Genomic DNA, 17,366 nt, shown 5'->3' with positions numbered 1-17,366 from the left:
CCAACCTGACGTGCGCGCCGCGCACAGATGAAATTTCTCTTGAGTATGGTACATCTCGCACCATGAAAGCACAGCCGCCAAATGCACCGGCCGCAGCAACTCGGGGCCCCGCCCTGGACTTCACGCGTCAGGACGATAACGCCTGGCACTGGCTCGAGAATCGCGACGATCCCGCCGTGAGTGACTTTCTCGAGGCCGCCAACCGCCAGGCCGACACCTGGTTTGCCCCTCTGGAATCCTTGATCGAGCGACTCTACCAGGGCCACCTGGCGCGGCGAGAGCTGGCCGTCAAGGGGCTGCCCAGTCGCCTGGACCACTTCACCCTGTGGAGCGAGACCGCCGCCGACGCCGACTATCCGGTCTGGTGGCGCCATCCCAACGATGCCCCGCAGTCGCGCGAGGTGTTCTTCGACCTCGAGGCCAGAGCGCAGGAGCACACCTTCCTCGAACTCGGTGACATGGCGCTGTCCCCGGACGAGCAGTGGCTGGCCTGGACCGAGGACACCCAGGGTGACGAGACCTATCGCCTGTTCATCAAGCGCCTGCCCGATGGCGCCGAGCATCGACTGCTGGACGACATCGGCCCTGAGCTGTGCTGGGCCGAGGACGGCCAGACCCTGCTGTTCACCCGCTACGACGCCACCCAGCGACCCGACAGCGCCTGGCGGCTCAGCCTGTCGCTGGATGCGGCCAGCGCAGACGCCAGGGTCGAGACCGACGAGCTGGTCCTGCGCGAGGACGACGCCGAGTTCTGGATCGGTCTGGGCAAGACCCGATCGCGGGCCTGGCTGACCATCGAGTCGGCCTCCAAGGACACCAGCGAGACCCATCTGGTTCCGGCCCACGCGCCAGCGACTCCCCCGCACTGCTTTCAGCCCCGTCGCCCGGGTGTCGAGTACGCCCTGGATCATCGTCCCGGTCACTTCTATGTGTTGCACAACGAAGGGCTGGTGCACTTTCAGCTGGAAGTGGAGAACGAAGACCGCTCCGGTCAGCGGCAAGTACTGGTGCCCCATCGCCAGGAGACCACCCTGGAGGGTGTCGATGCCTACGCCTGGGGCCTGGTGATCGCCGAACGCGACCACCTCGAGGCCCAGGTGCGCCTGCGTCGCCTCGAGTTCGACAGCAACCACAGCGTCACCCTCGACGCCCCCCTGCCCTGCTCGCCCGCACCGCTTAGCCTGGGGCTCGGCGACAGCCCACACTTCGACGACCGGATACTGCGCCTACGCGAGGAATCCTTCTGCACCCCGCCAAGCTGGTGGTCGCTGGATCTTGATAGCGGCGAGCGCCGACTGCTCAAGCGGCAGCCTCTGCACGGCGATCTGGCACCGGAAGACCTGCACTGCCAACGGTTGTGGGCCGAGTCCCACGACGGCGAGCGGGTGCCGGTGTCAGTGGTATGCCGCAAGGACCTGGCGAACCAGCCGCTGCCGACGCTGCTGTATGGCTACGGAGCCTACGGCGAGGCGCTGGATCCCTGGTTCTCGGTGTCTCGACTGGAACTGCTCCAGCGTGGAGTGGCCTTCGCGGTGGCCCACGTGCGAGGCGGCGGTGAGCGCGGCGAACCCTGGTACCTGGCCGGCAAGCTCGAGCACAAGCCCAACAGCTTCGAGGACTTCCTGGCCGCACGTGACGCCCTGGTCGACGCGGGTGTATCGAATCCCCAGCGTATCGTCGCCTACGGCGCCAGCGCCGGCGGTCTGCTGGTGGGCGCCAGCCTCAATCGCGCGCCACAGGCATTCTGCGCGGCGGTACTCGACGTGCCCTTTGTGGACGTCCTGCGTACCATGGAAAACCCGGACCTGCCGCTGACCACGGCGGAGTACACCGAATGGGGCAATCCCAGCCACGCTGCCGACGCCCGACGCATCGGCAGCTATTCACCGCTGGACAACCTCGATGCCGAGGCCTGGCCGCCGGTATTCCTGCAGGGTGGCTGGCACGATAGCCGTGTGCCCTACTGGGAGCCGGCCAAGCTCTACGCACGCCTGAGCCTGGCGAACGCCGAGCAGGCGGCACTGTCCAACCGGACAACCCTATTGAAGACCGACATGACGTCCGGTCACGGCGGCGCCTCGGGTCGTTTCAAGGCCTGGCGCGAAGGGGCACGCCAGGATGCCTTCGTGCTCTGGGCCCTGGACTTGCTGGATGCAGACCTGGTGAATGCGGACCTGATGGACAACTCTCCGGTCGAATCACCAAGGCCCCATCCCTGCTCCACCGACGAGAGCCCGCAGGCCTGACCGCACCTTTGGACGCCCTTGGCCGCTTTAGCGGCCACTTTCAGAATAAGGAATTTCATGAACGCCAAACCGATGCTCGCCCTCACCGCTGCGCTATGGCTCGGCACCTCCCTCGTCGGCTGCTCCGACGACAACGAGTCCGAGACGTCCGAGGGCACGTCACAGCAGAGCGAAAACGTCACCTCCGGTAATGGTGGCGGCAGCAACGAGAGCGCAGACTCAGCCGGTGAAGACGACACCAGCGACGAACAAGGCGACGACATCTCGGAGATGAGCCCGGCGGATCGCCGCGAGGCACTGGAGCAGTCCCTGCGCGCCAACTTTGATCCCCAGCTCGGCGAGATTCGCTACCTGGTCGGCTGGAGTGACCTGAACGACGATGGTCAGGACGAGGCCGTGGTCCACGTGGTCGGCCCGATGGTCTGCGGCACCGGTGGTTGCGATACCCTGATCCTCGAAGCCCAGGACGACGCCTACCGCGTCATCAGCGCCCAGCCCACCACCCAGCCTCCGATCCAGCTTGGCGAAGCATCTCACGAGGGCTGGCGAGACCTGGTGGTCAAGCGCCACCTGGCCGCCGATCAGCCGGCACAGGCCCTGCACCTGCGCTTCGACGGCAGCAGCTACGTCGAAGCCGAGGGCAACGAAGGCGAGGCCGAGAACGCCACCGTCCTGATCGAAGACTTCAACAGCCTCGATGACGGCCGTCCGCTGTTCACCGGTGAGGGGGCCATGTCGGGGTCTCTCGAAGGTGACATGGAAGGCGAGATGGAAGAAGCGATGGAAAGCGAGCGCTCAGAGCCGGCGGTCGACCCCGGCGACGCCGCTACAGCCGCCGAACCGCAAGGTAGCGATGACGCCCAGGCTGACAACGAAGGAGAAAGCACAGAAGACGGCGACGACCGGCAGACGGACGCTAGCCACAGCGGCAATTGATCGCCAACACTCGGCGAAGCCCTCTTTGCCGACAAGGCGCCGGGCCTCTTCACGAGGCCCGGCGCTGTCGTTTCCCTATCTAGCCGGTCAGGCGGCGGTGGCTCCATGCCTGGCCAGACCACGCCCCAGGACATAGATCCCCCAGGCCACCACAAAGGACAGCGGTGCCGAGGCTCCGGCCAGACTCGGCGACAGCATCAGCGCGATGCCGACAATCGCCGCCAGGGCCCAGGCCGCCAGCCCCACAGGGTTGAAGGCGCTGATGTCAGCGTCCAGATCGACCTCGAGACGCCCATCCGGCGACAGGATATGGGCCAGTGCCACCCCCACCCAGGCCACCACGAACACGCCTTGATAGGCCAGGGCCGCCAGCAGGTAGCTGAACACGTCCGCCCGCATCAGCAGGTAGGCAAGCCCGCCCACCAGACAGCCGGCCAGGATCTTGTTGAGTTTGAGGCCGGTGAGCTTGCCGACGAAGGCCTCGAGATTGACCGTCGCCAGGTAGAAGTTGGCGGTATTGATGCGGCTCTGGGTCACCCACACCAGCGCCAGCCCGCCGAGCCCCATCAACTCTAGCAGCCCCAACACGATGGACGCCTCCGACAGGCCGTCGGTAGGCAGGCAGGCGTCGAGCAGGATCCCCACCACTCCGCTGAACACGAAGGTCATCAGATAAAAGGGAATGCCGAAGGTGACGCGGGCATGGAAGCGGCTATCCTCGACGCGACCGAAGCGGGCGTAGTCGAAGGTAAACATCATCAGCACCCAGACCCCCATGTAGTAGGCAAAGGTGGACAGCCAGCCGAAGGGACTGGCGCCTCCTTCGGGCACCCGGGAGAGCCAGCCGGAGGGATAGCCGAACTCGGCCATCGCCATGCCCACGGCGATCAGCATGCCGACGATGTACACCGGCAGCAGCACGCCGTTGAACTTGTCGAGCCAGTGCTGGACGCTGCCGAAGATCAGCGAGACTCCGACCACCACCACGATCAGGGTAGCGCTGGCCATGCCGAGCGAGGGCGACCACTCGGACAGCACCAGCGCCATCACATAGCCTTCGAATACCGCGTAGTAGAGCGCCGTGGCAAAAAAGATCAGGGTCGCGATCATCGCTCCCAGATGGCCGAACAGGACCCGGGAAAACAGCGCCACGGTCAGCCCGGTACGTATCGCATAGCGGCTGATCACCGCATTGATGACGCCGTAGCAGACCACCGTCAGGGCGATCCCGATCAGCGCGTTGGTGGTGCCGTAACTGCGGGCCATGGCGGCGGCCACCACCATGTAGAAGATGGCGCTGCATACCGCCCACCAGGCCATCATCAGATTGCCCCTGGGCATGCGTTGGTCCAGGGGCATGGGGCGGTCGGCGAAGTCGCCGGCGCCTTGCCCAGCCTTCTCGCGGGATGTCGTGTCGTTCATGGTTGTTGCCTCGTGCTGTTGTTGTGGTTGGACGAAGCCCTTGGACCGAAAAGCCAGCCCATACCTCGGTGACAGGGCTCGAGTGACATTCCGGGCAAGGGGAGCCCGGGCGGAGACATCTGGCTCCGCCGGGCAAAGTGGCAATTGCGGGAATAAGTGAGACGGGATCGAAGCACTCAGGCTCTTGCCTTCGATCCTTTTCAGCCGGCTAGTCGAGCGCCTGACCCTGGGCCTGGCCCAGGGCGATGCGCAGCGCCTCCAGGCGCTCGGCGTAGGCCTTACGCGCCTCCAGCGCCTGTTCGAGGGACACCTCCACGAAGCGCACCTTCTGATGGGGCTGAATCTGGCCCACCAGATCCATGTCGGCGCTGATCACCGTGCCAACCATGGCGTAGCCACCGCCGGACACGGCGTCTCGGTGGAGAATGATCGGCTCGCTGCCGGCGGGCACCTGGATCGAACCGATGGGATAGCAGGCATCGACGATGTTGGACGGGTCGTCACCGGCACCGAAGGGCGGCTCTCGCTCGATGAACCGAAGCGGTGTACCGCCCTTGAAGCGATAGCCGATGCGATCGGCCTCCGATGCCACGCTCCAGTCCTCCTGATAGAAGCGTTCCCTCGCCTCTTCCTCGAGCAGGTGGTCGTAAAGTCCGGGCACAACGCGCAACTCATAGTGCTTGGCAAAGCGCGGCACAAAGGCCTCGGGAATACGCCGACCGACTGCCGCGCGGGTTGCGGCGTTCGATTGACCGACGGGCAGCACATCGCCAGCCTTGAGCGGACGCCCCTCGTAGCCACCGAGGGCGCCGAGCGCGTAGGTGCTGCGGCTACCCAGACGCTCGGGCACATCGATGCCGCCTTCCACCGCCAGGTAGAGCCGCGCCCCGGCGCGCACAAAGTCGAAACTCAGCACGCTGCCGGCGGGCACCTCAAGCACCTCGAAGTTGGGATGGGGCTGGCCATCGATCTTCGGCACCATTTCCGCGCCGCCGGTGGCGATACGGCAGGCCTGGGTAAAGCGCAGCTCCGGTCCCATCAGGGCGCACTCGAGCACCGCGGCGTCCTCGGCGTTGCCCAGCAGCAGGTTGGCCGAGCGCATGGCGAACTGGTCCATGGCGCCAGAGGGCGGAATGCCCAGGTGGTAATGACCGGCGCGTCCAGCATCCTGGACCGAGGTCGCAAGCCCCGGCTTGATCACTTCAATGCTCATTGAGCACCTCCTCGACGCGACGGGCCACGGCTTCGGGTGCATCGCGATATTCATCCAGGTCGAACACGAATGGCGCGGTTTTCGGACGGAAGCGCCCGGCCTCGGCAGCGGCCACCATGGCGTCGTACTCGCTGCGATCGACGGGCCGATGCTTGACGATGTCACCGGGGCGGAAATAGATCATCGAGTCGTCGATGTGGGGCTGGCTGCCGCTGGGATCGTAGATCGGCATGGGGGTCACCCCGAACATCTGATAGCCCCCGGCGCCGCGCACCGAGTAGATGCAGCTGAAGCAGCCGCCATAGCCGACGGTCTGCTTGGGCGTATCGGTACGAGGCCGCACGTACTTGGGCACCTCGATCTGGCGCTCACGGGGCACCATCTGGTACATGAACGGCAGGCCGGCGACGAAGCCCACCATGGACACGAACCAGGGACTGGCGCTGTGGGCCTCGATAAAGCCATCGACGCTGGCAAAGCCGTTGATCCTGGAGGCGTACTCCAGGTCGGTGCCTGACGGGTCCTGGTGGCGATCGCGAAAGCGCATCAGCGTCTCATGGGTCCAGGGGTCGTTGTAGAGCACCGGCACCTCCACCACCCGGGTCTCCAGGCGCTGAACCTGCTGGCCGAGCACCTCGGCATCGATCTGCTCCAGAGTCTCGATCAAGCGTGACAGCGGCAGCCGGTCGGGATCGTAGCGCACCTGATAGGAGGCGTTGGCGGGACAGATCTCGGTCACCCCGGGGATCTCGCGCTCGGCAAGCCGACTGGTGATCGACACCCCGCGAAAGAAGGCTTCCAGGTTCATCGCCTCGGACAGCTCGACGAACAGGAACTCGTCTCCGGCGGCGCTGTAGCGTGCGGGCTTGGCCTGCCCGGGGTCACGCTGGGTGGATGGCTTCATGACGCTTTCTCCTGTACTGATGGCGCTGACGCCGCCGATGCTGTGCCCAGCCAGTGCTCCAGGGTGCCGGTATGGAAGTCGCCGCGACGTACCGCCTGGTCCTCGACCAGCCGACGGTGCAACCCCGCCGTGGTGGTGAAGCCTTCCAGCGTGAATTCGTCGAGGGCACGGCCGGCACGGACCAGCGCCGAGGCGCGATCCTCGTCCCAGACGACCAGCTTGGCCACCAGCGAGTCATAGAACGGCGGCATCCTGTAGCCCTCGTACAGGGCGCTGTCGACGCGCACCCCCGGGCCGGTGGGCCAGGTCAGTCGCTCGACCTGCCCCAGCGACGGAAAGAAGCCATTGTCCGGGTCTTCCGCGTTGATACGCATCTCCACGGCCCAGCCACGTATCGCGATATCGTCCTGGGCCACCCCCAGCGGCTCACCCAGGCATACCCTGAGCATCGCCCGCACCAGATCGACACCGGTGATCATCTCGGTGACCGGATGCTCCACCTGGATGCGGGTATTCATCTCGATAAAGAAGAACTCACCGCTGTCATCGTCGTACAGGTACTCAAGCGTCCCGGCGGCCTTGTAGCCGACGTGCTCGGCGAGCGCCACCGCTGAGGCGCAGAGGCGCTCGCGGGCGGCCTCGTCCAGCGCCGGCGATGGGCTTTCCTCGAACACCTTCTGACGCCGTCGCTGCAGCGAGCACTCCCGCTCGTACAGATGCACGGCACGCTCACCGTCGGCCAGGATCTGCACCTCGATATGTCGTGCACGCTCGATAAAACGCTCGAGATAGACGCTGTCATCGCCGAAGGCGGCTCGCGCCTCGCTCTGGGCCAGCGGTAGCTGGGCGCGGAGTTCCGCCTCGTCGGCAGCGGTGCGAATGCCGCGCCCGCCACCGCCGGCGGCGGCCTTGATCAGCAGTGGATAGCCGACCTCGAGTGCGACCTTCACCGCCTCCTCCACGTCGGCCACCGCCGACGGCGACCCCGGCACCACCGGAACACCTGCGACCAGAGCGGTGCGCCTGGCCTCGGCCTTGTTGCCCATGCGCTCGATCAATTCGGCGTCGGGGCCGACGAAGATCATGCCGGCCTCGACCACACGGCGCGCGAAGTCGGCGCTCTCCGACAGGAAGCCGTAGCCGGGATGGACCGCCTCGGCACCGACTTCCCGGGCTGCCGCCAGGATCGCCTCGATGTTCAGATAGCTCTTGGCGGCCTGGGCCGGGCCGATACATACCGCCTCATCGGCCAGTTTGACCGCCAGGCTGTCGGCGTCGGCCTCACTGTGGGTGACGATGCTGGTCAGGCCGAGTTCGCGGGCGGCGCGCACCACCCGCACGGCGATCTCACCGCGATTGACGATCAACAGACGGGTCGCATTCATGCCTCGCCCTCCGAAACGTCGATGACCAGGATGTCCTGACCGGCTTCCAGCACATCGCCGTCATCCACCTCGATGGACGCGATCTGGCCTGTCACCTCGGCCTTGAGTTCGCAGAACTGCTTCATCACTTCGAGCAGGCCGATGGTGTCGCCGGCCTGGACGCTATCACCCGGGGACACGAAGGCCTCGGCCTCGGGCGAGGGACGGCGATAGAAGACGCCGGGAAAGGGGGCTTGCTGTGTTTGCTGGGACATGAGGTCTCTCGCTTGTCATTGGAATTGGTTTGCGCTGAACACGATCAAGGTGAAGATGGCTGTGGCCAGGCGGCCGCTGGCTCAGGGAGCCTTGAGCTCGATGCCGGCATCGGCCAGCCGGCGGCGGATGGCGTCGAGCATCTCCAGCGCCCCGGGGGAATCGCTGTGCAGACACACCGACTGAAAGCTGACCGGTACACGCTTGCCGCTGGCGGTCTCGACCACGCCCTCGCGGGCCGCCAGCAGCACCTTCTCGGCCACCGTTTCGGGGTCGAGGCGCTGCACCTGCCGGACAAAGACGATGGAACCCTGATCGTCGTAGTCACGATCGGCGTAGAACTCGTGGACGCGCTGGATGCCCTCGGCCTCGGCGACCCGATCGATCACCGACCCGGCCAGGCAGTAGATCGGCAGATTGGCGTCGATGGTCATCAGTGCGCGACATAGCGCCGTGGCGAAGCCCTCGTCCCTGGCCGCGTGCATGAACAGGGCCCCGTGAAGCTTCAGGTGATGAAGGCCTAGGCCCTCCCGGGCGGCCAGTTCGCGCAGGGCGCCGAGCTGATAGATGACGTCATTGACCAGTTCATCGGCGGCGGCGTGAATATGCCGGCGACCAAAGCCGACCAGGTCGCGGAAACCGGGATGGGCCCCCACCGCGACACCGTGCTTCGCCGCCTGCTGCAGGCTATGGGTCATGATGGTGGGATCGCCGGCGTGGAAGCCGGTGGCGATATTGGCGGAACTGATGCCGGCCATGATGCGATCGTCGATGTCTCCGCCGATGCGCCAGGCGCCGAATCCCTCCCCCATGTCGGCATTGAGGTCCAGTGTTGTCATTGTGGGTCTCCTCGCGGGTGTTCCATCGTTGTATATGAGAGGCGCCACTGATTGGAAATACCAATTCTTGTTTGGCATTATCAAAAAATCCGAATAACAGGTTCGAACAACAGAACTTGAGGGAGATCTCACATGGCGCGCAGTCCTTCCCTTCGCAAGCTGCGCTACTTCGTGGCGGTGGCGGAAAGCGGCAAGGTGACCCAGGCCGCGGTGGACCTGAACGTGTCCCAGTCGTCGATCACCACCGGGGTGCGGGAAATCGAGGACGAGCTGGGCGTCAAGCTGTTCGACCGACAGGCCCAGGGCATGGTGCTGACCCGCGAAGGCACGCGTTTTCTCGACCGGGTCAGACACGTCTTCCAGGCGGTGGACGAGGCCTTCGACTCGACCCGGGTGCACTCGCCGACGCTGGAGGGACGCCTCGATCTGGCCATGAGCTATACCGTGGCGGGTTACTTTCTTCCGCCGCTGCTGGCACAGTTTCAACGTCGCTATCCCGGTGTGACGGTACGCCTGCACGAGGCCTCGAGGCCGACGATCCAGGCCGGCCTGCTCGGCGGGCGCTTCGATCTGGCCATCATGCTGATCTCCAACCTTGAACCGGGTGCCCCGCTGGCCCAGCACCTGCTGATCCGATCGCCCCGCCGCCTGTGGGTCGCCAGCCACCACCCTCTTCACGGCAGGCGCGACGTTGGCCTGGCCGACGTCGCCCGCGAGCCCTATATCATGCTCAACGTCGACGAGGCCGAGCAGACCGCACTGCGCTACTGGGCACCATCGGGACTCGGTCCACAGACGCTGTTCAGCACATCCTCGGTGGAAGCGGTGCGCTCCCTTGTCGCCAGCGGCTCGGGCGTCAGCATCCTGTCGGATATGGTCTATCGGCCCTGGTCGCTGGAGGGCCGACGCATCGAGCACATCGACCTGGCCGACCCCATCCCGACCATGGACGTGGGCTTCGCCTGGGACCGCAAGAGAGCACTGTCGCCGCCGGCCCAAGCGTTTCGCGACGCCCTGATCGAGGCCATGGCGGCGGGCTGACGGCACGCCAGGTACCAGGGGCATGCCACAACGCAAGCGACCTCCCGAAGGAGGTCGCTATCAGAGATTGCAGGTGGCGTTGCCACAAGAGGCGTTCAGCCCTCGACCGGGATCACTGCGATGATGTGGTCCTCGAGGTCGGCCTCGTCCACCTCGGTCTCGGGGATGGCGAAGCTGCGCACGCTGATACCCTTGCGGTGGACCCGCTCGGGATCACCGCAGATCAGATGGTGCCAGCCGGCGAGCTTTCGTCCCTCGGCCAGCCGTCGGTAGGCGCAGGAGTGCGGCAACCACTTGAACTGGTGGGCGAGCTCGGGCGTCAGTTGGGTGCAGTCCGGCACCTTGGCGAGGCGATTGTCATAGTCGCTGCAGCGGCAGCTGTGGGTATCGAGCAGCCGGCAGGACAGGCCCAGCACCGCCAGATCGCCGGTGTCCTCGTCCTCGAGCTTGCGCAGGCAGCACTGGCCGCAGCCATCGCACAGCGCCTCCCATTCCTGCTGGGTCAGCTCATCGAGCGCGTAGCGCTCCCAGAAACGTTCTCTCAGCTCGGCCATGACGTCAGTAGCGGGCTTCGGTGGGGGTGCGATACAGGTCCAGCAGATACTCGTCCTTGGCCGGCGGCATCTGAAAATAGAACCCCTTTTCCTCGATCGCCGCCATCACCTCGGCGCCGCTGGCGCGCGCCAGCGCCTTGTCGGTGGTGAGGATCATGGTCATCACCGATACCGGCGTGCCGAAGCGCTCCATCAGCGCTTCGGGGACCCGCTTGAGCCCCTCGCGCTTGTCCACGTAGAGATACATCTCGTCCTTGCGCGAGCTCTTGAATATCTCGCACAGCATCTTGCCCTGCATCGTCGTCATGTCGGTCTCATCGGGCGCCACCTGGGCTGCCCTGTCGGTCTGGTGGGCGTCCTTTCGATTCATCGGACGCCTCGTCGTTGCTGTTAGTGTTTCGTCAGCCTGGTCGAGTCCTTCTTTCTAGCCGGCTTGGGCCAACTCCCCCAGGGCTCCTTCAAGGCGCTCATTAAGTCGTTCGCCACGCCAGCCACCGGGCAGCGGCAGCGGCTGGTTGCGCAGGCTGGCAGTGACCAGGGCTTCCAGCTCACGCCGGCGCAGCAGCACCTCGGGGGCGACTCCCAGCGACTCGGCGTCGAGATTGACCACCTTCTTGAGCGCCTTCATGCGCGCCTTGAACGGCGGCAAGGTCGGTGCCAGCGGCGCAGGCGCGAGCTCCGAGGCCTCTCGGTGCGCGGCCTGCTTGACCATCGCCAAGAGGGTGTCGCCCTCTCGCTTGATCAGGGTCGGCTTGACGCCCTCCACCGCCGCCAGGTCATGACGGTTGGCCGGCATCTTCTCGGCGATGGCGTAGAGCACACGATCCTGAATCACCCAGTTGCGCGGCAGGTCCCTGGCCCGGGCCTCGCCCTCGCGCCAGGTGGTCATCAGGCGGTAGGCCTCGACCTGACGCGGGGCCAGCCGCCATAGCTGACGCTGGCGCAGGTACCACTGGCCGTCGCTTTCGCTGGAGCGCTGCGACTGGGCCACCAGGTCGGTGCAGTCCTCCAGCACCCACTCGAGTCGACCGTGGCGCTCCAGCGACTCACGCTGGTGCTGCCACACCATCAGCAGGTAGACCACGTCCAGCGCCGCGTAGCTCAGCTGGGAATCACTAAGGGGGCGCTCCAGCCAGTTCGAACGGGTCTCTTCCTTGGGCAGCGTCTCGCCCACCCAGAACTCCACCAGCCGCTGGTAGCCCATGGCGGCGTCTTCGCCCAAGAGCCCCTGGGCCACCTGGGTGTCGACCAGCGGCGTCGGCGCGACCCCGGCCCAGTGGCCGAATACCTCGAGGTCCTCGCTGCTGGCGTGCAGCAGCTTCAAGGCGTCATTGGTCAGCAGTTGCCGGCAACGCTCGGTGCAGGCGACCTCCAGCGGGTCGATCAGATAGGTGGCGTCGCCACCGTAGATCTGGATCAGTGCGGGAACCGGGTGAAAGGTCTTCTCGCGAAAGAACTCCGTGTCCAGCGCCAGTACCGGTGCCTGGGACAGCGCCTGGCAGGCGTCGTCGAGAGCGTCGGCGCTATCGATCCATCGAATATCAGGGATTACAGGCATTCAAGCATCCATTTGAGGCAACAACGTTCGCCCGACTTATTCACTGTCGAAGGGCAGGCGACCGGAAAAGGCGCGGCTCAAGGTCCCGCCGTCGACGTACTCGAGCTCACCCCCCATGGGAACACCATAGGCCAGACGCGACAGACGTGCACCGTGGCGCTGGATCTGGGTGGCGATATAGTGGGCGGTGGCTTCGCCTTCCACGGTGGGATTGGTCGCCAGCACCACCTCTTCGATCAGGCCCTCTTCCATCAGGGTCTCGAGCTGATCGAGACCGATGTCCTCGGGCCCGATACCGTCCAGCGGCGACAGGTGGCCGTGCAGCACGAAGTAACGTCCCCGAAAGCCGCCGGCCTCCTCGATGGCCAGCATATCCGCCGGCGACTCGACCACACACAGCAGGCTGTCGTCCCGACGCGCGCTCTGACAAAGCCCGCACAGCGGCTCTTCGGTCAGGGTCCGGCAGCGCTGGCAGTAGCCTACCCTTTCGACCGCCTCACGCATCACCTCGGCCAGACGCTGGCCGCCTTCACGCTGGCGCTCCAGCAGGTGCATGGCCATGCGCTGGGCGGTCTTGGGCCCGACGCCCGGCAGCACGCGCAGTGCGTCCATCAATTGCTCGACCAGGGGAGAAAAACTCATGGGCAAACTCGTCCAGCGCCGGGCAAACACTGCGTCCGGCGGATACACTCTCGCCCAGGCCAGTCGCTGGCCCGGGTCGCGTCAGGGTCGGCTCAGAACGGCATCTTGAAGCCGGGCGGCAGGTTGAGGCCCGAGGTCACCTCTTCCATCTTGGCCTTGGAGCTGGTCTCGACCTTGCGCACGGCGTCGTTGACCGCAGCGGCCAGCAAGTCCTCGAGCAGTTCCTTGTCCTCTTCCATCACCGACGGGTCGATCTCGACCTTGCTGACGTCATGGCGGCCGTTCATGGTCACCTTGACCATGCCGGCGCCGGCTTCACCCAGCACCTCGGCCTTGGCGATTTCTTCCTGGACCCGCTGCATCTTGTCCTGCATTTCCTGGGCCTGCTTCATCAGGTTACCCATTCCACCTTTCATCATGGTCCGATCCTCTCGTTTTAAACTGTCAGGCGCAGACGCTCAGCGTCTGGCCTTGCGGGTCTCACCGGCGGGGGTCACGCTGGACTCCACCAGCCTGGCGCCGAATGTCTGCTGCAATTGTTGAATATGGGGATCACGCTTCAAGGCCTCAACCGCTTCGGCGTGGCGTTCCGCTGCCAGGCGTTCGGCCATCTGCCGCGGGGTCTCGACGCTGGTGTCGAGCTGACGCACCTCGATCTCGAGTCGACGGGGATACCCCAGGGCCTCGAGGGCATCGCGAATCCGGTTCTGGTGAACCTCGGCGTTCATCGCCGATTGCGACGGGTCCAGATGCAGATGTAGCCGTTCACCGTCGTCGGCGGCCACCACGCAGTGGGCGGCAAGGTTGCGGGTCAGGCCCGACACGCCAAGATCGTCGAAGTGGGCCAGCCAGGCGCTGTGAGTCAGCGCCCCTGTCGACGTCGCGGTGGTCTCGCCGGCGGCGGGCTCTGCGGCGTGCTGCTGGTGCTGCGAGGCCTCGTCGACCATCGCCTCGGCCGCCATCGCCTCATCCGCCAACTCCTCGACCCCGGCGTCGGGCTCAAGGCTTGGCTCTGCGCTTGGCCCAAAGCTTGGCTCAGGACTTGGCTCACCGCTACTCTCTTCGCTCCCGGCGACCGCAGGCGTTTCGGCCAGGTGCGACTCAACCGGGTGCGGTTCGGTCGGGAGCGGCTGGTCCTGTGTGGACGCCATCGCTTGCCCGGCCTGGGCCTCGGCGGACGGCGTCTCGGCCAGGCCCACCGGCTCGCTCGAGGCGGTCGGCGCCGGCTCGCTGGTGACGGCGGTGGGCGCCTCAGCGCCCGGCGTAGGGTCCTCGGGAGCACCGCCCTCCCAGGGCGGCGGCACGTCACTGGCGTGGTTGTTCGCACGATAGTCGGCTTCGCCGCCACTATCATCGCGACTGTCTTGCGCTTCACCCGGCATGGGCGCTGGCCCATCGACGGGCGCCGGCGCGGCATCGACACTGGCCTCGACCGGCGCCGCCGTCTTCGCCTGGGTCTCGGACGAGGATGGCGCCCCAGGCTCGGGCTGTGGTTCAGGCTGCGGTGCGGGCTGAACGTGAGACTGAGCCTGGGACTGAGCTTGAACGTGAGGCTGAGCTTGGTTCTGGGCTGGGGTCTGAGCTTGTGTCTGAACTTCGGGCTGCGGTTCGCTCCGAGAGTCAGGCAGCGCGGCAGACGGTGAACCCGCCTGCGGCGCTGCCTCGCCGCGCATCGGCAGCGGCGTCCGGGCGGGCCTGGGCACGCCCTGGGGACGAAACGCCAGCATCCGCAGCAGGGTCATTTCCAGGGCGGTACGCAGGTCAGGGGCGTGGGCCATGTCGGCACGTCCCTGTACCCCGATCTGATAGTAGAGCTGCACGTCCTCGGCGGCGAAGCGCCCGGCCAGTTCAAGCAGCGCCTGACGGTCGCCGTGACCGTTGTCCAGCGCCGACGGCACCATCTGACCGATCGCCAGGCGGTGCAGCACCGCCGTCAGATCGTCGAGCACCGCACCGAAGTCCGGACCCTGCTCGGCCAGGCTCGCCACCTCCTGGAGCAGCCGTGCGGCGTCCACCTCGGCCAGCGCCTCGATCAGCGCCAGCACGTGGCGATGGTCGAGCGTACCGAGCATGGCGGCGACGTCGGCGTGGCGGACCTCACCCTGGCCGAAGGCGATCGACTGGTCGGTCAGACTCATGGCATCGCGCATGGAGCCGGCGGCGGCCTTGCCCAGCAGCCACAGTGCAGACTCCTCGAAGGGTACCTGCTCGGCTTCCAGCACCTTGGACAGGTGGCCGACGATACGCTCCGGCGGCATATGCTTGAGCGTAAACTGCAGGCAGCGCGACAGCACCGTCGGCGGCAGCTTCTGCGGATCGGTGGTCGCCAGCAGGAACTTCACATGGGGCGGCGGCTCTTCCAGGGTCTTCAGCAGCGCATTGAAACTGCTGGTGGAGAGCATGTGCACCTCATCGATGAGGTACACCTTGTAGCGGCCCTGGGTCGGCGCGTACTGAACATTGTCGAGCAGCTCGCGGGTGTCTTCGACCTTGGTCCGCGAGGCGGCGTCGACCTCGATCAGGTCGACGAAGCGGCCCTGGTCGATGGACTGACAGCTATCGCAACGGCCACAGGGGGTCGAGGTCACGCCGTCGTCACCTTCCCCCTTGTCGGTGCAATTGAGGCACTTGGCCAGGATGCGCGCCAGGGTCGTCTTGCCGACACCTCGGGTCCCGGTGAACAGGTAGGCATGGTGCAGGCGGCCCTGGTCCAGGGCATTGACCAACGCCCGCTGGACATGCTCCTGCCCCACCAGTTCATGGAAGGTGCGAGGCCGCCATTTGCGGGCCAGTACCTGATAGCTCATTGAACGTTCTTTCCTGCGGCTGGGCTTTGGGCCAGGCGACCCGCTGAGACAACGCGGCGGGAGCGAGGCGGCGTGGCGGTCACGCGACGGTGTTTCCCGCCCGATGGTCGTGGCATTCTACCGGGTGGGGCCTTGGGCGCAAAGGCCAAGGGGGTTCACGCCGTTGAAGCGGCACCTCACACCTGTGCGCCCGTCTGGCGTTGCTCGCATCCGCCACTGGTGAGAGGTACCCGCAGCCAACCGACGGTAGCGTCCCGCCTTCCATTGCCACAGGACCCTTCATGTCTGACTCCGCGCCCACCTCCTCTGAGACGCCCCCCACCGCGAAGCGACGGCTTTCGCCCTCACGGCGGCTGAAGGTGCTGCTGACGCTGGCCATCGTCGCGGTGATGGCACTGTCCTGGCTCGATGTGCTCGACCGTGCGACCCAGCGCCAGGTCGAGGGCGCCACTACCCAGGCGCTGCTCGCCTTCGCTGCCGCCCGCGGGCTCAACGCTGGCATCTCGGTGCTGCAGTCGACCGAGATGGGCGTTGGCGTGTCGACCCATCCCTTCGAGGCGCTGGACCCCTTCAACGACCTGGTGGAGGACTACGCCAGCGTGATGAAGCTGGCCATCGGCTCACTGATCGGCCAGACCCTGCTGCTGGAGATCACCGGCTCGCTGATGTTCAAGATTGCCCTGAGCCTGGCCGGGGCATTGCTGATCCTGTGCCTGTGGCGAGATTGGCGGCTGACGCCATTGGCGTGGAAGGCCTTCGCACTGATCGGACTCGGCCGGTTTCTGCTGCTGATGACACTGGTGGCCAGCACCCTGGTGGATCAGGCCTTTCTCGATGAGCGCACCAGCGCCAGCATGGCCGAAGTCCAGGGCCTGTCCGAAGAGGTCCAGGCCACCGGCCTGGCAGAGGCCGGTGATGCCCTGACGCCACAGCAGCGCGAGCGGCTTGAGGCCGAGATGGCCGATACCGACCAGCGGCGCCAGCAACTGCGCGAATCGCTGATCGAGACCAATCGACAGATCGGCAAGGCCGAGGACGCGGTGGAACAGAGTCGCGGTCGGCTGTCGCTGTTAACCGCCCGGCTGAGTCTGACCGAGCGCCTCAACCCCTTCCACGACAACCCCGAGATCGAGCGCCTCGAACAGCAGCTTGGCCAACGGCGACAGCGCCTGGCCGAGCTCACCGACGAGCGCGAGGGCCAGCTCGCCGAGCTCGCCGCCGTGGACCGCGAACGTGACACCCTGCGCCGCCGCCTGGCGGGCGAGGACCCGGACGAAGGTCTGTTCGACGGCCTGGCCGAGCGCATCGGAGCCCTTACCGACGGCCTCAGCATCAGCGCCATTCAGAGCCGAGTCGAATCCGGCACCAACGCCATCCTCCAGTTGATGGCGCTGTTTGTGATGCGCACCCTGGTGATTCCGCTGCTGTTTCTATGGCTTGGGCTGAAGCTGTTCAAGGGGCTGTATTCGCGGCCCGGGGCATCGCTTCGCCTGCCGCCACCCAGGCAGGAGCGAGTGATCCATCCGCCGCCCCAGGCAGACGTCGAGTCGCGAGACTGAACGCCGCC

The 17,366-nt window shown here is 66.0% G+C and carries 16 protein-coding genes; 4 read left to right on the top strand and 12 right to left on the bottom strand.

The window, feature by feature from the left end; genetic code table 11:
• The first annotated feature begins 62 nt into the window (after positions 1-62).
• On the top strand, positions 63-2,246 hold the full coding sequence (locus NFG58_RS07255) for a prolyl oligopeptidase family serine peptidase (protein ID WP_348827874.1): 2,184 nt from the start codon (positions 63-65) through the stop codon (positions 2,244-2,246).
• Between the two features lie 57 nt (positions 2,247-2,303).
• Positions 2,304-3,182, top strand: coding sequence for a hypothetical protein (locus NFG58_RS07250; RefSeq protein ID WP_348827873.1), 879 nt, complete (start codon positions 2,304-2,306; stop codon positions 3,180-3,182).
• An 87-nt stretch (positions 3,183-3,269) separates the two neighbouring features.
• On the opposite strand, the gene NFG58_RS07245 is transcribed toward NFG58_RS07250, so the two are convergent.
• The 6 genes from NFG58_RS07245 to NFG58_RS07220 all read right to left on the bottom strand — a co-directional run bounded on the left by NFG58_RS07245 (position 3,270) and on the right by NFG58_RS07220 (position 9,197).
• On the bottom strand, positions 3,270-4,604 hold the full coding sequence (locus NFG58_RS07245; protein ID WP_071211126.1) for an allantoin permease: 1,335 nt from the start codon (positions 4,602-4,604) through the stop codon (positions 3,270-3,272).
• 208 nt (positions 4,605-4,812) lie between these two features.
• The gene (locus tag NFG58_RS07240; RefSeq protein WP_045993218.1) at positions 4,813-5,817 is read right to left on the bottom strand and encodes a biotin-dependent carboxyltransferase family protein; all 1,005 of its coding nucleotides are present in this window, start codon (positions 5,815-5,817) and stop codon (positions 4,813-4,815) included.
• The gene (locus tag NFG58_RS07235; protein ID WP_348827872.1) at positions 5,807-6,721 is read right to left on the bottom strand and encodes an allophanate hydrolase subunit 1; all 915 of its coding nucleotides are present in this window, start codon (positions 6,719-6,721) and stop codon (positions 5,807-5,809) included. The genes NFG58_RS07240 and NFG58_RS07235 overlap by 11 nt, the downstream gene beginning before the upstream one ends.
• A complete protein-coding gene (locus tag NFG58_RS07230) occupies positions 6,718-8,106 on the bottom strand; it encodes an acetyl-CoA carboxylase biotin carboxylase subunit (RefSeq protein ID WP_045993216.1) in 1,389 nt (462 codons plus the stop codon). The genes NFG58_RS07235 and NFG58_RS07230 overlap by 4 nt, the downstream gene beginning before the upstream one ends.
• Entirely contained in the window at positions 8,103-8,360 is a 258-nt protein-coding gene (locus NFG58_RS07225; protein WP_045993215.1) for an acetyl-CoA carboxylase, read from the bottom strand. Before NFG58_RS07225 ends, NFG58_RS07230 begins: the two co-directional genes overlap by 4 nt.
• Positions 8,361-8,441: 81 nt before the next feature.
• The gene (locus NFG58_RS07220; protein ID WP_124804326.1) at positions 8,442-9,197 is read right to left on the bottom strand and encodes a 5-oxoprolinase subunit PxpA; all 756 of its coding nucleotides are present in this window, start codon (positions 9,195-9,197) and stop codon (positions 8,442-8,444) included.
• A 132-nt stretch (positions 9,198-9,329) separates the two neighbouring features.
• Here NFG58_RS07220 and NFG58_RS07215 point away from each other — a divergent pair, with 132 nt between their 5' ends.
• Positions 9,330-10,238 carry a LysR substrate-binding domain-containing protein gene (locus tag NFG58_RS07215; RefSeq protein WP_045993213.1) on the top strand — a complete coding sequence of 303 codons (909 nt, stop codon included), beginning with the start codon at positions 9,330-9,332 and terminating at the stop codon, positions 10,236-10,238.
• A gap of 95 nt (positions 10,239-10,333) precedes the next feature.
• Here the strand turns inward: NFG58_RS07215 and NFG58_RS07210 are convergent, their stop codons facing one another.
• From NFG58_RS07210 to dnaX, 6 genes are all read right to left on the bottom strand, one after another.
• A complete protein-coding gene (locus NFG58_RS07210) occupies positions 10,334-10,792 on the bottom strand; it encodes a YcgN family cysteine cluster protein (RefSeq protein ID WP_045993212.1) in 459 nt (152 codons plus the stop codon).
• 4 nt (positions 10,793-10,796) lie between these two features.
• Positions 10,797-11,099: a YcgL domain-containing protein gene (locus NFG58_RS07205; protein WP_124804472.1), complete on the bottom strand. Its 303-nt coding sequence runs from the start codon at positions 11,097-11,099 to the stop codon at positions 10,797-10,799.
• A 117-nt stretch (positions 11,100-11,216) separates the two neighbouring features.
• A complete protein-coding gene (rnd, locus tag NFG58_RS07200) occupies positions 11,217-12,350 on the bottom strand; it encodes a ribonuclease D (protein ID WP_124804325.1) in 1,134 nt (377 codons plus the stop codon).
• Between the two features lie 36 nt (positions 12,351-12,386).
• Positions 12,387-12,992: a recombination mediator RecR gene (gene recR, locus NFG58_RS07195; RefSeq protein WP_348827871.1), complete on the bottom strand. Its 606-nt coding sequence runs from the start codon at positions 12,990-12,992 to the stop codon at positions 12,387-12,389.
• Between the two features lie 92 nt (positions 12,993-13,084).
• Positions 13,085-13,411, bottom strand: a complete 327-nt coding sequence (locus tag NFG58_RS07190) for a YbaB/EbfC family nucleoid-associated protein (protein ID WP_045993209.1) — start codon at positions 13,409-13,411, stop codon at positions 13,085-13,087.
• A gap of 39 nt (positions 13,412-13,450) precedes the next feature.
• Positions 13,451-15,799 (bottom strand): DNA polymerase III subunit gamma/tau, encoded by a 2,349-nt coding sequence (dnaX, locus tag NFG58_RS07185; protein WP_348827870.1) that lies wholly within the window; start codon positions 15,797-15,799, stop codon positions 13,451-13,453.
• 281 nt (positions 15,800-16,080) lie between these two features.
• On the opposite strand from dnaX, the gene NFG58_RS07180 reads away from it, so the two are divergent.
• Positions 16,081-17,358: a hypothetical protein gene (locus tag NFG58_RS07180; RefSeq protein ID WP_348827869.1), complete on the top strand. Its 1,278-nt coding sequence runs from the start codon at positions 16,081-16,083 to the stop codon at positions 17,356-17,358.
• The last annotated feature ends 8 nt before the right edge of the window (positions 17,359-17,366 follow it).

This window comes from Halomonas sp. RT37, assembly GCF_040070525.1.
GTDB lineage: Bacteria > Pseudomonadota > Gammaproteobacteria > Pseudomonadales > Halomonadaceae > Halomonas > Halomonas litopenaei.
Note: the sequence above shows the minus strand (reverse complement) of the source record. Positions and strands in the feature narration are given on the sequence as shown.

What these genes read in the sequence shown, in the direction of transcription:
- NFG58_RS07180 (WP_348827869.1), top strand. Translation starts at nt 16,081, where the DNA reads ATGTCTGACTCCGCGCCCACCTCCTCTGAGACGCCCCCCACCGCGAAG.
- NFG58_RS07205 (WP_124804472.1), bottom strand. Translation starts at nt 11,099, where the DNA reads ATGACGACGATGCAGGGCAAGATGCTGTGCGAGATATTCAAGAGCTCG.
- NFG58_RS07255 (WP_348827874.1), top strand. Translation starts at nt 63, where the DNA reads ATGAAAGCACAGCCGCCAAATGCACCGGCCGCAGCAACTCGGGGCCCC.
- recR (WP_348827871.1), bottom strand. Translation starts at nt 12,992, where the DNA reads ATGAGTTTTTCTCCCCTGGTCGAGCAATTGATGGACGCACTGCGCGTG.
- dnaX (WP_348827870.1), bottom strand. Translation starts at nt 15,799, where the DNA reads ATGAGCTATCAGGTACTGGCCCGCAAATGGCGGCCTCGCACCTTCCAT.
- NFG58_RS07240 (WP_045993218.1), bottom strand. Translation starts at nt 5,817, where the DNA reads ATGAGCATTGAAGTGATCAAGCCGGGGCTTGCGACCTCGGTCCAGGAT.
- rnd (WP_124804325.1), bottom strand. Translation starts at nt 12,350, where the DNA reads ATGCCTGTAATCCCTGATATTCGATGGATCGATAGCGCCGACGCTCTC.
- NFG58_RS07250 (WP_348827873.1), top strand. Translation starts at nt 2,304, where the DNA reads ATGAACGCCAAACCGATGCTCGCCCTCACCGCTGCGCTATGGCTCGGC.
- NFG58_RS07220 (WP_124804326.1), bottom strand. Translation starts at nt 9,197, where the DNA reads ATGACAACACTGGACCTCAATGCCGACATGGGGGAGGGATTCGGCGCC.
- NFG58_RS07190 (WP_045993209.1), bottom strand. Translation starts at nt 13,411, where the DNA reads ATGATGAAAGGTGGAATGGGTAACCTGATGAAGCAGGCCCAGGAAATG.
- NFG58_RS07215 (WP_045993213.1), top strand. Translation starts at nt 9,330, where the DNA reads ATGGCGCGCAGTCCTTCCCTTCGCAAGCTGCGCTACTTCGTGGCGGTG.
- NFG58_RS07245 (WP_071211126.1), bottom strand. Translation starts at nt 4,604, where the DNA reads ATGAACGACACGACATCCCGCGAGAAGGCTGGGCAAGGCGCCGGCGAC.
- NFG58_RS07230 (WP_045993216.1), bottom strand. Translation starts at nt 8,106, where the DNA reads ATGAATGCGACCCGTCTGTTGATCGTCAATCGCGGTGAGATCGCCGTG.
- NFG58_RS07210 (WP_045993212.1), bottom strand. Translation starts at nt 10,792, where the DNA reads ATGGCCGAGCTGAGAGAACGTTTCTGGGAGCGCTACGCGCTCGATGAG.
- NFG58_RS07235 (WP_348827872.1), bottom strand. Translation starts at nt 6,721, where the DNA reads ATGAAGCCATCCACCCAGCGTGACCCCGGGCAGGCCAAGCCCGCACGC.
- NFG58_RS07225 (WP_045993215.1), bottom strand. Translation starts at nt 8,360, where the DNA reads ATGTCCCAGCAAACACAGCAAGCCCCCTTTCCCGGCGTCTTCTATCGC.